Consider the following 19,196-nt stretch of genomic DNA (forward strand, 5'->3'; position numbering starts at 1 on the left):
AGTAGTTGATTTTGCTAAAGCAACTATATTGCATTAACATGTTATTTTGATTGCCTATAGCTTCTTAATTCCTGCTTTTAAAGGGGTTTCGCTACGGTTTTGCCATATATGATTTTTGAATTGAATTTATATTTTTGGGGCCTAACACAAATTTAACTCAATATGAAAAAATTTAGTAATCTAGCCGTGGGTGCTTTACTCATGGCTTTGGCAGTTACTTCTTGTCAGGACGATGTCGTTTCTGGTGGAGAAGTAGAATCAGTAGTAGAACCAACTAGTTTAGAAGGAAAAATTATTTCTGGACAGTACATCATTGTTTTCCATGATTCTAAAATCTTACCAGCCTCAAAAGTCTTGGCAAAATCTAATTTTACAGATAGAGACGAAAAGGCTAAAGCGGTAAGAGAGATTTCAGAAGTGTCTATTAACAAGATGAACACCATTTTGTTGGAGCATGATGTAGATCAATCTAAAGTTTTAGATTATTACACTACCAAAATCTCGGGAATGGCGGTTAAGTTGGATAACGATGAATTTCAAAAATTATCTAAAGATCCTAACGTAGCAGCTATTGAGTATGACAGAGTAGTGGAATTGCCAAAATTTGAAGTAGAAGAAATCATTCCTGGTGGTGACGCTTCTCAAAAAATGGCACAGCAAACTCCATGTGGTATTTCAAGAGCTGGAGGTGCTGCAAACGGCGCTGGTAAAGATCAGTGGATTTGGGTAATCGATAGTGGTATCGATTTAGATCACCCAGACTTAAATGTTGTAACCAATACTACGTATTCAAGATCTTTCGTAGGAGGATCTGCAAATGACTGTAACGGACATGGAACTCACGTTGCTGGAACAGCAGCAGCTATCAATAATAGCATAGGTGTTGTAGGTGTTTCTGCAGGAGCTTCTGTAGTGTCTGTTAGAGTTTTTGGTTGTAATGGAAGTAGTAGTACATCTACTATACTTTCTGGAATTAATCACGTAGGTCAGTATGACATTGCTGGAGATGTAGCTAATTTAAGCCTTGGTGGTTTCTTTGGTTCTGGTTGTTCAAGTAACTCTTCATACCGTAATGCTTTATTAGCATTAGGAAATGCAGGAACCTTAGTAGCAATTGCTGCAGGTAATAGTAGTGCAAATGCAGCTAGTTACCAACCAGCTTGTGTAAATGGAAATAATATATACACCGTAGCTTCTATGACTTGTAACCGAGGCTTTTCTTCTTTCTCAAACTATAACATGAATCCTATCGATGTTATAGCTACAGGAAGCAGTGTAAGAAGTACATATCTAAATGGAGGATATGCTACTTTAAGCGGTACTTCAATGGCTTCACCGCACGTTGCTGGTATCATGCATGCTAGAGGAAGTGGGCCAAGAACTTCTGGTTCAGTAAGTAATAGAGGAGAAAATTATCCCATCGCCGTAAGATAAAATAACGAGATTTTAATCATTATTGTTTTACGTTGGGTACGTGTCGTTACGAAACCACTTGTTGGAGAACAAGTGGTTTTTTTATTTTTTACATTTATTACAAATTCCAATTACTAGAAATTGGGTTTCCTGGATAGTGAAACCTTCTAGATTGGGTATGTTTAAGGTATTTGGTTGACAGGTTACTTCTTCGCATACCTGGCATTCAAAATGAATATGGTTATGAATTTTATGCGATACACCACAGCCATTGCATAACGCATAATACGCTTTTCCGTTTTTACCTGTAACAAAATGAACTTCTCCTTTTTCTGCAAATCTATCTAAGATTCGATACACGGTAGTTTTATTTACTTTGATAGGCATGGCAGCCATAATGTCTTCGGCAGACATTGTATGTTCACTTTTAGATAGGATTTCTCTAACTAGGTTTTGCTTTTCGGTATTTCTGCTTTTTTTTATTTCCATAGCGTAAATATTCGACCTTCTTTATAATATCGAAATTAATGATTTTTTACCATTAGCATATTTTTTGTAAGAATTCTTAAGGATATATTAGAAAATAATAACGCAAAATAGTAGTTTTATATAGATTCGAACTATTAACAAATTAACCAAAATCATGAAAACACTCAGTAAATTAACATTAATTGCAACTGTTCTTTTCTTTGTTTCTTGTAAACAGAATCCTGCCGAAGCACCAGAGCATAAGGCAATGGTAGAAAATCATAAGTCGATGGAAGCATCTCATGAAACCATGGCAAAAGAACATAACACAATGAAAGATGATCATCAACAAATGGTAGATGCTCATAAGGCTATAGAGAATGATTCTATTCATTTAGTAACAGAAAAGAACCATACGGCTTTATTAGCAAAGCATGGTGAATTAATTTCTGCACATCAGGCGTTAATAGAAAAGCATGCAGAATTGGAGACAAAACATGCGTCAGGAGAGATAACACTTGAACAAATGACAACGGAGCATGAGTCTATGAAAGCTGAGCACGAATCTATGGAAAAAGAACACCAAAGTATTGCAGCTGAACACCAAAAAATAACAGAAGAAGATCAAAAAATGATTAAAGAAGATCAGGAGAAGGCAAAGGAAGAAGAGGCTGATCAAAAATAATTAAGAGCATATTAGATATAGAAAAGCCAAATTGAAATTATTTTCAATTTGGCTTTTTGTTAATAATACCCCGACTTAAAAATTTATTTATCTAGAACCAATTCTGGTGTTTCTGCGGTTTCAAATTGATTACTAGTGTTTTTGGCACCTCCAGCTTTCAAAGCTTTATCTCCTGCGAAGAATGTTTTGTGATCATCTCCAAGGTCAGAACCAGCCATTCTTTGGTGTTTTACACAGGATACACCTTTACGTATTTCCTGACGTTGAACAGAACCCACATAGGCCAACATTCCTTGATCTCCAAAATAACCTTCAACCAAATCATTCATATGCAACGCAGTAGTGTGATAAGTTGGTAATGTTATTAAGTGGTGAAATACTCCAGCTTCTCTAGAAGCATCGGCTTGGAAATTTCTGATCATTTCGTCTGCTCTGTTTGATAATTCAGTACCATCATATTTAGCATCCATTAATTCTTCACGGTTGTAAGCAGAAGTGTCTTCTCCAGCTTCTGCCATAAGGTCATAAGCTTGTTGACGGAAATTAATTGTCCAGTTGAAAGATGGTGAGTTGTTATACACCAACTTTGCATTAGGAACTTGTTCCTTAACCCTGTTTACCATATGTGCAATTTGTTTCACGTTTGGTGTAGGAGTTTCAATCCATAGCAAGTCTGCTCCGTTTTCAAGACTGGTAATACAATCTAATACAACACGATCAATGTTTGATCCTTCTTTAAATTTGTATAAACCATTAGGTAGTCTTACAGGACGAACTAGCTTACCGTCTCTCTTAAATAATACGTCGTTTTCACTTACGTTATCAAGAGTTACCTCTTCAGCTTCTACAAAATCCATGTATTGTGAAGCTAAATCGCCTTCTTCTTGAGATACAGGCAGTTTTTGTGTTAATCCGGCTCCTTCAGAATCTGTTCTCGCTACTATAATACCATCGTCTACTCCTAATTCTAAGAAAGCATATCTAAGTGCATTTAGTTTAGCTATAAAATCTTCATGTGGCACAGTTACCTTACCGTCTTGGTGTCCACATTGCTTAGCGTCAGATACTTGGTTTTCAATTTGAAGAGCACATGCTCCAGCTTCAATCATTTTTTTAGCTAAAAGGTAAGTAGCTTCTTCATTACCAAAACCTGCATCTATATCGGCAATAATTGGTACAACATGGGTTTCAAAATTGTCTATTTCATCTTGCACATCTTCTCCAGCATCTAGTCTTCTAAAAAGATCATTTAATTCTACAGCATCTGCCTGGCGTAAAAACGTATATATTTCTTCTATTAATTTAGGTACGGCAGTTTTTTCATGCATAGATTGATCTGGTAAAGGACCTAACTCAGAACGCAGGGCTGCTACCATCCAACCTGAAAGATATAGGTATGTTTTGTTAGTGGTTTTTTTGTGTTTTTTTACCGCAATCATTTTTTGCTGTGCTACAAAACCATGCCAGCAACCAAGAGATTGAGTATAGTTTACATTATTTGCATCATACTCTGCCATATCTTTACGCATTATAGATGCCGTGTATTTAGCAATATCTAACCCTGTTTTAAATCTGTTTTGAGCTGCAACCCGAGCAGCGTTTTCTGGTCTGATAGTTGCCCAAGTGTTACCATGTTTAGCTTTTAGTTTACGAACTGTATCAAGAGCTGAATTATAAGTAGTCATAATTTAGTTTTTTAAATTTTATTAAGGGTTATTGTTTTTGTTTTACGGTATTGGTTTTTTCTGCATTGTAATCAATGGTATTATTAATAGCCCAATTTGTAACCAGTGATTTAGTTTTTACTTGAGATTTCATCCTTTAGATTTTTGTTTGTATTAATAATTTGAATTCCAATATCTACTCGACAGCGTCTACCAGATTCTTTTTTTAGTAAGCTGTTCACTATTTGTAGTAGTGAATTAATTACAGGACAATATTATAAAAAAGTTTTTAATAAAAAAAGCGAACGTTCGCTAAAAATATTAAATCACACAAAAAATTGTTGTTCGCAAATAGCGATTTGTTTTAATAAGAAAGGTAAATAAGAAGTTATTGGAAATAGATTTAAAACACTGTAAAACAGGATATTGCTTGTTGTTTTTGTAGCCTTTTAGGAAAGCTGTTCACTCATTTGTAGTATGTTAATGGGTGTTTCTTTTTGATGTCAAAAAAACTATAAAATAATTTTGAAATAGTAAAAAACAGATAATTTTTGAATTGTAGTTTTATTTATTCAATAATCGATTATGATAAAAAGTCGGGGAAAAACACTGTCATTTTATAACGAAAATCAAAAATAGACAGAAGTGATTTTAACCTATTTTAAAAATACCTGAGTTTTTTTATGTTATTTATGATGCTTTGAAAGTAGAAGCTCTAACGATTAATTCAGTTTTTATTTCTACAGTTTTTTTCATAATTAAATCAGCTTCATTGTCATTCTCTATTTCATTTATTAGATACTTAATAGCTGTTTTTCCTATGGCATTTCCTGGTTGATTTACTGTAGTGAGTTTAGGTTCTATGATAGTAGAATGTTTAGAGTTGCTGAATCCGACAACAGCGATTTCTTCGGGAATTTCAATATTGAATTTGTTTAATGTTTGTATCACTCCAATAGCAGCCGTATCTGTGATGGCAAAAATAGCATCTGGCCTTTTTTTGATACTTAATAAGATATTTGCCATTCTTTTACCTTGCATCAGAGAGATATCATCTACACTAAGAATAATCTTTTCATCAATTTCTATATTGTGTTCCTTAAGAGCTCTAAGATAGCCTGCGTATCTTTTTTCTGATGTATATGAAAACTCTCTTTCTTTAATGATAGCAATTCTTTTTTTACCAATATTGATAAGATGTTCAACAGCATTAAAAGCGGCTTCTTCATCGTTAATAGTGATTTGTGTACATGGAATTTTATCTGAGACTTTGTCAAATAAAATCAAGGGCAATGTATCAACAATAGGTAGTATATTATCTATGTCTCTAGTCATTTTTGTTAGAGAAGCCAGTATTCCATCTACTCCAAATTGAATCATAGTGTGTAGCATTTCGTTTTGTTTTATGACATCATTATCAGATTCTGAGATAATAACACGATATCCCTGGATAGAAGCTTGTTCAAGTATACCTCGTACTATAGTGGCAGTAAAATAATGTGTGATATTTGGAACAATAACTCCAATAATATTTGATTTATGTTTCCTGAAACCTTTAGCAAAAATATTAGGTGTATAATTCATCGATTTTGCCAGTTGTTTCACCTTGGTTTTAGTATTCTCATTAATATCAGGGTGATCATTTAACGCTCTGGAAACTGTAGATACCGACAGATTTAAATGTTGAGCCAACATTTTTAAAGTAGTTACGCCTTTTTTCATAAACCTAATTCTATATAAATCAAATTGCAAACGATTGCGGGAACGTTTGCGTAAAAATATGCTAATATTTTGGCATTTTCATTATGAATACGTTAATAAATTTGAAATAATTATCACATAAATACATTCAAAATGAAAAAAGGTATAATCGCGTTATTATGTGTATTTAGCACATGTATAGCGTTCTCGCAAACTGAAATTTCAGGGACGGTTAAAGATAACACAGGGGTTCCTATACCTGGTGCAAATGTTTCGATAGTAGGAAGTAATACTGGAACAATAACCGATTTTGATGGAAATTTTAGTTTTTCATCAGATCTTACAGGTTCAAGAACAGTGCAGATTTCATATATAGGGTATAAAACACATCTAGAAGCGGTTGAACTTACTGCATCCCCGATAAGTCTACAAATTGTACTGCAAGAAGGAAACAGTTTAGACGAAGTGGTACTTACTGCATCTTCCACGTTTAGATCTCAAAAGCAGGCTCCTTTATCCATTAGTTCAAAAGGAATAGGAGAAATCACTAAGCTATCAGCCAATAGCCAGGCAGATATTTTGCGCGATGTCCCCGGAATTACTGCTGAAGGTGGTGGTGGTGAGACTGCGACAAATTTATTTGTAAGAGGTCTCCCTTCTGGAGGTCAATATGTGTTTAATCCTTTACAATATGACGGGATGCCTTTGATGAGTACATTTGGTCTTAACTCCTCGGCTCATGATGTATATGCTCGTCCAGATATAGGGTTTAAAGGAGTCGAGTTCGTACGAGGTGGAGCAGCCGTACTTTATGGTGCTGGATCTGTAGCAGGTATTATAAATTATACTAGTAAAACAGGTGATACCAACGATGAGAATATAATTAATATGGAATATGGAAGTAGAGGAAGGTTAAAAACAGATTTTTATACTGGAGGTAGATTAGGTGGTGAAAATTCCAATACATATTATGCATTAACAGGTTTTGTTAGAAAAGATAACGGGCCAATTGAAACAGGTTTAGATACCAGAGGTGTTCAGTTTAGAGCTAATATCAAAAAGAAATTTGAAAATGGTTCGTTGACGGTACATGGGCAGTTCATAAACGATAGAGCACAATTCTTTCTTCCACTTCCTTTACAAGGCGGATCAAGAGAACGTATTAATGGAAATGATGGTGATGAGGTAGAGCAGTTATTATCTGGTGAGTTGGCTAATACATCTTTTTTAACCCCGGGCGGAGTTTATGAAAGCCCTATAGATGACGGAGTTTTTACCAGAGGAGGATATCTATTGGCAGATTTTAATTATGACATTACCGACAATTTAAGATTTAAGGCTAAAACGAAATATGCGAATTATGAACATAATTTTGCGCTTTATGTAGGAGGAAATGGTGATTTTGGTAACCCGATAACATTGGCAGATTACATTGATGAAGTGGCGCCCGGAAATACTGGTTTCAGTGCTACATATCAAGGAGGGTCAGGAGAGCAAATCAATACCAGTGATTTAGTAGTTGAAAATCTTCATGTAGATCGGTTAAGACCCATGACAGATTATTCTGGAGAAGTAAACCTTATTCTGAAATCGGGAGACGGGAACCATACATTTACCTTGGGGTCGTACCTAGCCCGAACTGAAGCCGAAGATGTAAATTACCAATATAGAGTGTTATCTGAATTTAATAATAATCCTCGCTTGGTAAACTTAAGTTACACCGATGGAGGAGGGGGTAATGTGATCTATTCTGAAGGAGGATTGTATAATAGAATAGGTATGACCGCCAACAACTTTTTGACACAAAGTAGGACAGCATTTTACCTTACCGACGAAATGGTATTTGATAAATGGCGATTTGATATCGGTATTCGTATAGAAAATACCAAAGGAACGTTTAGAAGAGGAGGATTAGAAGAAACCCAAGTATATTCTAATCCTGAGCTAACTGCAGAGTTACAAAATGTAAGTTTTTCAGACGGTAGTTTTGTTACTGGTGAGATTGATGATACAGCATGGGCCGTTTCTCTGGCAGGGTTATATGAGTTAACAGAGTCTACTAATTTGTACGCTAACTTTTCAAGAGGGTTTTTCTTTCCACAATTAAGAGGATTTGCACCAACTCCGGGAATTAGAGATACCAATTATGAAGCAGAAACTATTCTTCAAGGAGAGCTGGGAGCTAAGTTTGGTACTGCAACTTTCTCAGGATCGGTAGCGGGTTACTTTGTGAATTTAAGTGACCGTATTCGTATTGATCAGGCAATATCTGGTGGACAATTGGTAGATCAAGCCAGAAGTGAACAGACTACAAGAACGTTCGGACTCGAAGCCACAGGTAGATATCGTTTTTCTGATGCATTAAGTGTAAACGCTACTGTTACCTATCAAGATCATGAAATCACCAAAAATGAAACGACCGATTTAGTAAACAATACCACTTCAACAATAAACGAAGGAAATGAGATTGGGAGACAGCCTAATTTGTTAGGGAGTTTAGGTGTGAATTATGATGATAAAAAATTTGATGCTGGTTTAACAGTAAACCATACTGGAGAAAAATTTACAGATGATTCTAACAACGTAGAACTAGATGCTATTACTATTGTGAGACTTGGTGGAGGATATACATTTAAAACGTTAACCGATAATTCGATCAGGTTTGGAGTATCTGTGTTTAACTTATTCGATAGTGATGGACTTACCGAAGGAAACCCACGAGCAGGTATCGCAGGCCAATCTGCAGATGGAGAGTTTTTCTTTGGAAGACCAATATTACCCCGTAGAATTTTTGTAACAGCCACTTTCAATTTTTAAGTTTTTGATTGAGACTTGTCGCTTATCTCAATTGTGATAAGCGATAAGTTTTTATGAATTATAAAAACATTCCATGAATTTACTAGAAAAAAAAGCAATAGAAGTTTTAAATAAAAACTGGAAAGGAAGTTTTAGTATACCTTGTGAAAACTTATATCCTTTTCAATGGTTTTGGGACTCTGGGTTAATAGCAATTGGATTTGCACATTTTGATATGTCTAAAGCCGAAAAAGAAATAGAAACCTTATTAGATGCGCAGTGGGAAAATGGATTTATTCCGCATATTATTTTTCATACTGAAACAGATTCCTATTTTCCGGGCGCAGATTTTCATCTTTCAAAGTTACATCCGCAAGCTTCAAAAAAATATAAAACTACCGGAATGACGCAACCTCCTGTTACTGGCTTTGTGTTGCAAGAAATATATAGAATTAGCAAGGACAAGAAAGCAACATTGCAGTTTATAGAAGGAGTTATTGATAAGGTTTATTTTAATCACGAATATTTTTATGCTAACAGAGATCCTAAAGATGAAGGACTAGTTTATATTTATCATAACTGGGAATCTGGAACCGATAACTCTCCTATTTGGGATGATATTTGGGAGACCATGAACCCTCCAGAATATACTTTTGAAAGAAGAGATACAACACATGTAGATGCTTCAGAAAGGCCTACAAAAAGAGAATATGATCATTATTTGCATATCATTGAGATCGCCAAAAAGCATAACTATAATGATAAAAAGATCGCAGAGTTTTCTCCATTTTTGATTCAAGATCCTTTGTTTAATGCGATGTTGATCAAGTCGAATGAATCTTTAATTGAACTTTATCAACTTCTAGGTAATAATGAAGATAAAATTAGGACTCTTAAACACTGGCAGAATAAGAGTATAAAATCTTTCAATGATAAACTATTTGATTCAGATGTTGGGGTGTATACTCACTATGATTTAAGAAATGAAAGAGTATTAAGCTATATCTCGTCCTCTTCTTTCTCACCATTATTTGCGGGAATTCCAAATAAAGATAGAGCTGCAGGTATTATTAAAGTGATGATGGATAAATTTGGTAAAGATGATCAATATTTATGTGCTTCTTTTGATCCTTCAAATGAACGATTTAATCCAAAAAAATATTGGAGAGGTCCTGTTTGGGTGAACTTAAATTGGATGTTGTGTAAAGGCCTTTATAGATATGAGAAGAATGATCTGGCAAATCGTATGAAAAACGATACTGTAGAGATTGTAGAGAAAAATGGTTTCTATGAGTATTTTGATTCGAGAAGAGAGATTCATGAAGAAGGTAAAGCAGGATACGGAGGGAATAATTTTTCTTGGAGTGCGGCATTACTTATCGATCTAATGAATTCGTAGTTATATATAAATCACAACAGGTGAATATTTTAGATTTTACAAAAGACTATACACTAGAAAATGAGAAAGTAAAACTAATACCGCTTACTCTAGAACATGTTGAGTACCTTTTACTACAATCTGATGATTCAGATATCTGGTATTATTTGCTTGAGGAGGGGAGAGATAGAATTCGGTTACATGAATATGTTTCTCATGCAATAGAAAATCGTAGTATTAGTAAAGAATATCCTTTTGTGGTTTATGATAAAATTAAAAATATGTACGCCGGAACAACCAGATTTTATGATTATTCTGAAGTGCTAAAAGTTGTTAAACTAGGGCATACCTGGTATGGTAAAAACTTCAGAGGGACACATATAAATAAGAATTGCAAGTACCTTTTACTAGAATTTGCTTTTGAGTATTTAGAATTAGAGCGTGTTGGATTTGGAGTACATATGAACAATAAAATTAGTATTGCAGCAATGAAAAGTATAGGTTGTACAAAAGAGGGAGTATTACGAAATTTTATACCTTCAATAGATGGAACTGGAAGGGTAGATATAGTGTTGTTAAGTATGTTGAGACAGGAATGGTACACTTCTGCAGAACCTCGGTTAAGGGATAAATTAAGTAGTAAAGCATAGCCTTATGAATTATATAGATTATATTATTATTGTAGTTTATTTACTAGCATTTCTGGGGATAGGGTATTTTTTTAAGGAAAATAAAAATTCTAAAGATTATTTCTTAGGAGGTCAGTCTTTAGGTTGGTTTCCCCTTAGTTTATCTACAATGGCAACCCAATTGTCTGCCATAAGTTTTATATCTGCACCTGCCTTTGTTGGCCTTAAAGATGGAGGAGGATTGCAATGGCTAACCTATGAATTTGGAGTGCCATTGGCAATGGCTTTTTTATTAATAGCTATTATACCAACCCTTTATAATTCTGGTGTGGTAAGCGTTTATGAATATCTTGAAAAACGCTTTGATGCTTCATCAAGATTACTTATAAGTTTTGTATTTCAAATAAGTCGTTCGGTGGCCACGGGAGTAATGGTATATACAATGGCATTAATTTTACAGGCCACTATCGGTATCGATTTTTGGATATCAATATTGCTAATAGGAATTATAACCATGATCTATTCCTTTCAAGGAGGTATGAAGGCCGTAATTTGGGGAGATGTTATACAAATGTGCATACTTTTCTTTGGGATAGTAATTTGCTTGGTCTACGGAATAAGTGAACTCGGAGGCTTCGAAAATTTTCTTACCCAGGTAGATCAAGATAGATTAACCGCGGTAGATTTTTCCAAATGGGGGTTCAATAATGCGCATAAAAATGATGAGTTTGGGTTTTGGCCAATGGTGATAGGAGGAGTGTTTCTGTATGCTTCCTACTATGGTACCGATCAAACGCAATCCCAACGTTTATTATCGGCCAACGGCATGCCAACAATTAAAAAATTACTGCTAGCAAATGGACTGTTTCGTTTCCCTATTACACTTACATACTGTATTATGGGATTAGTATTAGGAACTCTTTTATTTCAAGATGCCGGATTTCAAGCTATGATGGAAAGTGTGTACCAGAGTAATATAGGCAGTTTAGAAGGTAAAAAAGCCGATTTAATGGTGCCCGTTTTTATTATAAAATACCTTCCAAATGGTATCATAGGAATTTTGATAGTAGCGATAATGTCGGCGGCCATGTCTTCCTTGAGTTCAACTGTAAATTCTTTGTCTGCTGTTACTTTAGAAGATTTTATAAAAAGATTTAAACCAGAAATATCAGATCAGAAATATGTAACCTACTCAAGATTATTGTCTGTGTTTTGGGGTTTGGTATGTTTGTTTTTTGCATTCTTTGCAGGGAATATAGAAGGCACAGTTATAGAGGTGATTAATAAGATTAGTTCTATATTTTATGGTCCTATCTTGGCAGCCTTTATCCTGGCAATTCTAACAAAGAAAACACACGCCCTTGGAGCCAATATTGGTATCGTGGCTGGAGTGGCCTTTAATATGTATTTATGGTTATATGTGCCCGATGTGTTCTGGTTTTGGTGGAATGCTATTGGCTGTCTGGTGACTATGATATTTGGATACACCATTAGTTTGTTAATCAATCGTGAAACAAAAAAAGGTCTCGAAGTCATATTTTATACCCAGGGAAAGCGCGAGGTGGTTATACTATTGAGTTATTTTGTAGTCATATGTTTTTTGGCAATATCAATGGTTTCGATATTAGGTTAAACTTTATTAGCTATGAAAATAGTCTTAGCTCCAGATAAATTTAAAAATTCATTATCAGGTATAGAATTTTGTGAAGCTGTAGAAGCTGGTATAAAAAAAATAAGTCCTGATGCTGAAATTGTTCAGTTACCACTTGCCGATGGTGGAGACGGAACTATTGAAGTAATAAATTACTATTTGAAAGGAAACTTCATAAGTGTTGAGGTTCATAATCCGCATTTTAAAACTATAAAAGCTTCATATCTATATTCAGAATCTTCCCAAACAGCCTTTATTGAAATGGCAGAAGCTTCTGGTGTAAAACTATTAGAAAACGAGCAATTAAATTGTAAAAATGCAACTACTTATGGAACTGGTGAAATGATTTTGGATGCCATTAACAATGGTGCAGCCAAAATTATTTTAGGCCTGGGAGGTAGTGCAACAAATGATTGTGGTATCGGAATGGCTTCTGCTCTTGGATATGAGTTTTTAGACAAGAATAATAAACCCGTAATACCCATTGGAGCCAATTTGTCAAAAATTGTATCGATCAATTCAACTCATGTAAATTCAAAATTGAGGAATGTTTTATTCGAAATTGCTTGCGATGTAAGTAATCCTTTGTATGGTAAGAACGGGGCAGCTCACGTGTATGCAGCTCAAAAAGGAGCAACTCCTGAAGATATTGAGATGTTAGATCAAGGTCTGCAGGATTTTTCTGTGGTGTTAGGTAGCGTGTTTCAGATTGATGTACAGCAAATAAAGGGAGCTGGAGCCGCAGGGGGTATGGGAATAGCTTCAAAAGTCTTTTTGAATGGAACTCTTGAACCAGGAATTCAATTGATTAAAAAGCTATCAAATTTTAGTGAAAAGATTGAAGGGGCACAATGGGTGATCTCGGGAGAAGGAAAGCTTGATAGTCAAACACTCTCCGGGAAAACGATTCAAGGAGTTGTTACTACAGCTAAACAAAAAGATATAGCTGTCGCATTGTTTTGTGGGGCTATCGATTTACCAGAAACCACAGTCAAAGATTTTGGAGTTTCGTATACAGCATCCATTATGGAGCAAGCTGTAGATTTTGATGACGCCATGCGCAATACTAATGAGTACTTACAACAGATAGCCTCTTCATTCGCTCAAAAAAAAATGAAATAAATGAAGTTATACCCCTTAAAGTTCACCCCTCGTTTTAGTTATCGTATATGGGGTGGAAACAACCTGAAATCAATACTCAACAAAAAGTATGACCAAGAGTCAATTGGAGAATCTTGGGAAATATCAGACGTCGAAAACAATGAGAGCTGTGTGAGTGAAGGCGAGCTAAAAGGAAAGACATTAAAAGAATTAATCCATAGATTTAAAGAGGAGTTAGTAGGAAATCGCGTGTATGATATTTTTGGGGAAAATTTTCCGTTGTTGATTAAATTTATCGATGCAAAAAAACCTTTATCAATTCAAGTTCACCCAGGAGATGAATTAGCAAAACAACGTCATAGCTCTTTTGGTAAAAATGAAATGTGGTATGTCATGCATGCGGATAAGAATTCTGAATTGATCGTTGGCTTTAACCAAGAAGTTAATCAAGAAATGTATCAGGATCACCTTGCGAATGCTACCTTAGATAAGATCCTAAATGTAGAAAAAGTTGAAGAAGGGGATACTTTTTATATTCCTGCTGGTCGGGTTCATGCTATAGGAGCCGGAGTGCTATTGGCAGAAATTCAACAAACATCAGATATAACGTATCGTATTTATGATTATGATAGAGTAGATAAGACTACAGGACAGAAAAGAGAACTACATACTAATTTGGCTATGGATGCCATTGATTTCAATACTTCTAAAAACTATAGGACCATTTACGCAAAAAGACAGAACGAGATTAATAAATTAGTGACTTCTCCCTATTTTCAGACCAACTTCCTTCATATAACAAATGAAGTTTTACGAGATCTTAATGAGATAGATTCCTTTGTTATTTATATATGTGTAGATGGAGAGGTAGAAGGGGATTGCAAAAACCAAACATTTAATCTCAAAAAGGGAGAAACGATTTTGGTGCCTGCGCAAATTGATACATTAGAACTTAATGCCTTTGATGCAAAATTACTAGAAGTGTTTATTTGAAATTTTTGAACTTTTACAATAGTTGATTTGTGAAAAAGACATGTCTCTAAAAAGAAAGTATGGTGTTTTTGTAAGGTTATTGTTCTTATGCGACTAATTGCTAAAAAGTGATTAAAGTTCCTTTTCGACTTACCTTAATTTTTTTCATATCTCTAAGTTGTTCTACAGACGATCAAAGTTTATTTGATCCTAATGCCGAAAGAAACCCTCTGCAAATTAATCACGGTGGTATTTTTGCAGATGCAAATCTATGTCAAGAAGCTAGAGATTTACATTCAAAACTTTTAGAGTTAACACAACGCGGTATTGCATTTGGTCAACAAGCACCTTTTGGTACTGGTAACAACTTTCCGATGCCCGATAAACTAGATCCAGATTTTAAAGATGTGGCAATGGATTATCCTGCTATTGTAGGTTTTGATCTGGAGCTTATTGGCCGCCAACCCGATGTTGATCCTTTTATTGAAAAATTCACTAAAGCTGTAATAGATGCACATGAAAACGGAAGTATTATTACCATGAGTTGGCATGCCACAAATCCTAATAATTTGGGTTTCGGAAATTTTGGTGATATGAATAATGTAGTTCCTAAAATGCTCGAGAATGGTGAGTTTAGAGACCTGTTTTTAATGTTTCTTGAGCGTGTAGCTCGCGTTTTTAATGGGCTGAAAGATGCCGAAGGTAAGCCAATACCTGTGCTTTTTAGGCCGTGGCATGAGATGAATGGTGATTTTTTCTATTGGGGAGAAGGATTTAGAACGACCGAAGAATACATACAATTATATCGAGACACGGTTAGGATTTTATCTGAAGAATTAGATGTACATAATGTATTGTATATGTATGCACCAAATTGGTTGTCTAGTCCCGAAGAGTATTTAAGAAATTACCCTGGAGATCAATACGTAGATATGCTAGGCATAGATGTCTACGATTTTAAAAATGGTAGATTTCTTGAAAATGCATTAAATAATCTTCGAATTGTAGAAAGCATTGCAAATGAAAAGAATATGCTTTTTGCACTCTCAGAAACCGGATTAGAAAATGTTACACAAAATAATTGGTGGACAGAAAACCTGTATAAAGCGATTAGAAGCAGCAGTATTACCTATGCTTTAATATGGCGTAATGATTCCTCTTCTTTTTTTCATGCTCCTTTTTTAGGGCATCCTGCGGTAGATGATTTTCGAACTTTTTTGGATAAAGACATTATTTTATTAAGTGAAGGTATTAGATAAATGATGTCAAATTATGAGTATAAAAAAGGTGCCAAGCCCTAGGAACCTGGCACCCGACATCAAACCAACCAAATTTAATCTTCTACAAAAGTGTAACTAGTTCTAACCACCTCTGTTAATCTGAAATACCCAAATGGGTAGTTGTCTGGGTTTGTTTCATTAATGCAATTTCCTTTTACAGAAGTAGGAGTTGTTTCAAACAGTCCAACTCCTCCTAATTGAGAAATTAAGATTTTTATATAATCATAATAAGGCCTGGATATACCAAACAATTCGATATCAACTACATCTCCTGGTTTAAATGGTGTTTGGTTTTCATCCTCATCTTCTTCAAGTTCATACCACCAATCGATTTCATTTCCATTTACAAATTCGTCTTCTGCCACTTCAAGATCGGGGAGTAAATCTCCTCTACGTTGAAATTTAAAAAGATAGTTGTTTTCTTCTTCGGGAGGGTCTGTAAATACTAAGTGAACTTCTAATTCGTCTTCATCGAACCCCTCTTCTCGAGATTGAAAAACATTGGTAATTTCGGGAACGGGTGTCATCGTTTCTGTAGCTGTGTATACCTCACCATTATAATCAATACGAAGGGTATAGGATTGACCAATAATGGGTACAAAGTCTGACGTGGTATAGGAACCATTATTCTGATCGGCAAAGATATATTGCTCGTTATTGGTTGTATTTGTAATCATAACAGAAGCTCCCGTTACTTCGGTAGTTGTATTGGTATCAAAAAAAGGAGTAGATGTTCGCAATTGAATGGTTTGTTCATTTCCGGCAGTACCTTTCTCCCAATTTATAGATGCTTCTACTACAAGTCGTTCGGGACCTTTTTGAACTTCAACATCGATCACATCTTCACAAGAAGCAGAAAAAGCTAGTATATAGATTAAAATGAGTTTATTAATTGTTTTCATGATTTAGAATTTGAAGTTGTAAGTTAAAGAGGGCACAATACCAAAGATGGCGGTTCTTGTAGCTTGGTTAGCTCCGGTTTCAAGATTTTGTCCAAATGAAATAGAAGCTGCATTTTTTCTATGGTACAAGTTATATACACTTAATACCCACTCTCCCTTAAAACGTTTGTTTTTATATTTTTTTGGTTTGTAGTTTAAAGAAACATCCATTCTGTGATAGGCAGGTAATCGATCTGAGTTTCTGTCAGCATAGCTCGCAATCGACAAACCTTCATACTCATATTGACCATTGGGGTAGGTTACAGGTCTTCCTGTTTGAAATACCATATTAGCACCAAAACTCCATTGATCATTCAATCGATAGGAACCTGAAATAGAAATGTCGTGGGTTCTGTCGAAAACCGCATTGTACCATTCACCATTATTAATGCCAGGTCCTCCTGCGCTTCCTCCTAAAGTGCGTTGTTCAGATTTAGACAGAGTATAGGCAATCCAACCTTTTAGGTTACCTTTGTTTTTACGAAGCAAAAACTCTAAACCATAGGCACGCATTTCACCGTTTAGAATTTCAGTTTCTATATTGTTTTGCCCAATCAATTCTGATCCGTCAATATAATCGATACGGTTATCTACAGTTTTGTAATACGTTTCAACTTCTAAAGAGTATTTTTTATCGGCAAAGTTTTGAAAATATCCAACCGCATATTGATTAGATAATTGTGGTTTTATAAAAGGGCCACTTGGTGTCCACACATCCAAAGGGGTGACCGATGAGGTGTTTGATAATAAATGAATATACTGTGCGGTTCTTGAAAACCCAGCCTTAACAGAGGAGTTTTCATTTAATAGATAGGCTAGAGAAACTCTAGGTTCAAAATTCGTAAAGGTTTTAATAGCGTCACTCTTCGAGAAATTGGTTTCTCCTATTTCCTCCCCACGTTCATAAATGCCTAATCTAGAATTATAGACTACGGGTTGCCCGTTTGCATATTCAGAGATAGGCTGCCCTCCTAAGCGTGAAAAAGCACTATACCTTAGGCCTAATTGGGTAGTTAATTTATCAGTGATTTTGTATTCAGCATTAAGATAAACCCCTCCTTCTAGAGCCCTTTTGGGGTCGAGTTTTAAGGCGTTGATCGGAGAAGTTTCTGCGGTAGGTTTAATTTGGCCTGGGTCAAAATCGTAAAACAATCCATTGGCACCAAAATCCAACGTTAAAGCATCACTGAAATAATATTTGAAGTCATATTTCAGGTTGTAATTGGTAATAGAAGATACCCACTCAAATTCATCTTGAGCAAATTCTAAATCGTAGTCATATGTACTCCATATTGCAGAGAGATTAGAGAATAGACGATCATTAAAAATATGATTCCATCGTAGGTTTCCAGAAGTATTACCATAACTACTATCAAAACTATTTCCAAGTTTGAAGGCATCTCTTCCAAAATATCCGCTCAAAAACAATTTATTGTTTTGATTGATGTTGTAGTTTGTTTTTAGATTGAGATCATAGAATGAAACACTATTTTCTTCTCCAGCTGCTTTTAGAATTAAATCGACATATGACCGTCTTCCAGATACTAAGAAAGATCCTTTATCTCCAAAAACTGGTCCTTCTGCGGTTAATCGACTAGAAATTAATCCGATTCCTCCTGTTAGTCCAAAGTTTTTACTATTTCCATCTTTTTGACGAATATCTAAAACCGAAGAAACTCGACCTCCAAAACGGGCCGGGATACCACCTTTATATAGTTTTACGTCTTTGATTGCATCGGCATTAAATACCGAGAAGAAACCGAACATATGAGAGGTATTGTATATTATGGCTTCATCGAGTAATACCAGGTTCTGATCCTGAGCTCCTCCCCGAACGTGAAACCCTCCTGTGCCTTCACCATTATTGGTTACCCCAGGTAACATTTGTAGTGATTTAAGCACATCAACCTCACCTAGAACGACGGGCATTTGCTTTACGGTACCAATATTCAATTTTGCAACACTCATTTGAGGTTTTCTCAAAATAGCCCGCTCGACACCTTCGGCTTTCACAATAACTTCATCGAGTTCTGCGGTAAATTCTGTAAGTTCTACATCTCGCTTGGTGTCTTGGTTTAGATTGATCTGAAGATTTACATCTTTATACCCCATATAGGATATGTTAAGGGTATATTCTCCTGCAGGAGCGGTGATAGAATAAAACCCATATTCATTGGTAACTCCTCCAATACTGGTGCCTTTAAGAAATACCGTAGCTCCAAAAATGGTTTCCCCATTGTTTTGATCGGTTATGGTACCGCTTATGGTGTGATTTGTTTGACCAAACACGGTCGAATACCCTAAAAAGAAAAGCCACAACAACCAAAGGTTGGTTTTGGATGCTGGGTTTAATTTTGATTGACTGTTCATTTTTTGATTTTTTTAAAAGGTTGTTGAATTTTTTTCACCTCTATTGACAAACCAAAAAATGAAGGGTTGCACGATGGCAAAATTTTCACTTTTTTTTATCAGGATATGCAACCCTTTATTTCTTACCTTGTCTTTAGCTACATAAAT

14 protein-coding genes are annotated in these 19,196 nt (G+C 35.3%); 9 read left to right on the forward strand and 5 right to left on the reverse strand.

Features of this window, described 5'->3' with window-relative positions; translation table 11 throughout:
* Positions 1–162: 162 nt before the first annotated feature.
* The gene (locus tag M0D21_RS06770) at positions 163–1,434 is read left to right on the forward strand and encodes a S8 family serine peptidase (protein WP_248327693.1); all 1,272 of its coding nucleotides are present in this window, start codon (positions 163–165) and stop codon (positions 1,432–1,434) included.
* Positions 1,435–1,515: 81 nt separating this feature from the next.
* Here M0D21_RS06770 and M0D21_RS06775 read toward each other — a convergent pair whose 3' ends face one another.
* Complete coding sequence (locus M0D21_RS06775; RefSeq protein ID WP_248327694.1) at positions 1,516–1,902, reverse strand: Fur family transcriptional regulator; 387 nt, start codon at positions 1,900–1,902, stop codon at positions 1,516–1,518.
* A 154-nt stretch (positions 1,903–2,056) separates the two neighbouring features.
* Between M0D21_RS06775 and M0D21_RS06780 the strand changes: the two genes are divergently transcribed.
* A complete protein-coding gene (locus M0D21_RS06780; RefSeq protein WP_248327695.1) occupies positions 2,057–2,566 on the forward strand; it encodes a hypothetical protein in 510 nt (169 codons plus the stop codon).
* A gap of 83 nt (positions 2,567–2,649) precedes the next feature.
* Here the strand turns inward: M0D21_RS06780 and M0D21_RS06785 are convergent, their stop codons facing one another.
* Together M0D21_RS06785 and M0D21_RS06790 are read right to left on the reverse strand one after the other, a co-directional pair.
* The gene (locus M0D21_RS06785) at positions 2,650–4,251 is read right to left on the reverse strand and encodes an isocitrate lyase (protein WP_248327696.1); all 1,602 of its coding nucleotides are present in this window, start codon (positions 4,249–4,251) and stop codon (positions 2,650–2,652) included.
* Between the two features lie 669 nt (positions 4,252–4,920).
* Positions 4,921–5,952 (reverse strand): LacI family DNA-binding transcriptional regulator, encoded by a 1,032-nt coding sequence (locus M0D21_RS06790; protein WP_248327697.1) that lies wholly within the window; start codon positions 5,950–5,952, stop codon positions 4,921–4,923.
* Between the two features lie 132 nt (positions 5,953–6,084).
* Between M0D21_RS06790 and M0D21_RS06795 the strand changes: the two genes are divergently transcribed.
* From M0D21_RS06795 to M0D21_RS06825, 7 genes are all read left to right on the forward strand, one after another.
* Positions 6,085–8,748: a TonB-dependent receptor gene (locus M0D21_RS06795; RefSeq protein WP_248327698.1), complete on the forward strand. Its 2,664-nt coding sequence runs from the start codon at positions 6,085–6,087 to the stop codon at positions 8,746–8,748.
* 73 nt (positions 8,749–8,821) lie between these two features.
* A complete protein-coding gene (locus M0D21_RS06800) occupies positions 8,822–10,126 on the forward strand; it encodes an MGH1-like glycoside hydrolase domain-containing protein (RefSeq protein WP_248327699.1) in 1,305 nt (434 codons plus the stop codon).
* Positions 10,127–10,146: 20 nt separating this feature from the next.
* Positions 10,147–10,755 carry a GNAT family N-acetyltransferase gene (locus M0D21_RS06805; protein WP_248327700.1) on the forward strand — a complete coding sequence of 203 codons (609 nt, stop codon included), beginning with the start codon at positions 10,147–10,149 and terminating at the stop codon, positions 10,753–10,755.
* 4 nt (positions 10,756–10,759) lie between these two features.
* Positions 10,760–12,367: a sodium:solute symporter gene (locus M0D21_RS06810; RefSeq protein ID WP_248327701.1), complete on the forward strand. Its 1,608-nt coding sequence runs from the start codon at positions 10,760–10,762 to the stop codon at positions 12,365–12,367.
* Between the two features lie 12 nt (positions 12,368–12,379).
* Positions 12,380–13,507, forward strand: a complete 1,128-nt coding sequence (locus M0D21_RS06815) for a glycerate kinase (protein WP_248327702.1) — start codon at positions 12,380–12,382, stop codon at positions 13,505–13,507.
* Entirely contained in the window at positions 13,508–14,479 is a 972-nt protein-coding gene (locus M0D21_RS06820) for a type I phosphomannose isomerase catalytic subunit (RefSeq protein WP_248327703.1), read from the forward strand.
* 107 nt (positions 14,480–14,586) lie between these two features.
* Positions 14,587–15,717 (forward strand): glycoside hydrolase family 26 protein, encoded by a 1,131-nt coding sequence (locus tag M0D21_RS06825; RefSeq protein WP_248327704.1) that lies wholly within the window; start codon positions 14,587–14,589, stop codon positions 15,715–15,717.
* 74 nt (positions 15,718–15,791) lie between these two features.
* Here the strand turns inward: M0D21_RS06825 and M0D21_RS06830 are convergent, their stop codons facing one another.
* Both M0D21_RS06830 and M0D21_RS06835 read right to left on the reverse strand, forming a co-directional pair.
* A complete protein-coding gene (locus M0D21_RS06830) occupies positions 15,792–16,640 on the reverse strand; it encodes a DUF4249 domain-containing protein (protein ID WP_248327705.1) in 849 nt (282 codons plus the stop codon).
* Between the two features lie 3 nt (positions 16,641–16,643).
* Complete coding sequence (locus M0D21_RS06835) at positions 16,644–19,049, reverse strand: TonB-dependent receptor (protein WP_248327707.1); 2,406 nt, start codon at positions 19,047–19,049, stop codon at positions 16,644–16,646.
* Positions 19,050–19,196 lie beyond the last annotated feature (147 nt).

Source organism: Aquimarina acroporae, assembly GCF_023195925.1.
GTDB classification, from domain to species: Bacteria; Bacteroidota; Bacteroidia; order Flavobacteriales; family Flavobacteriaceae; genus Aquimarina; species Aquimarina acroporae.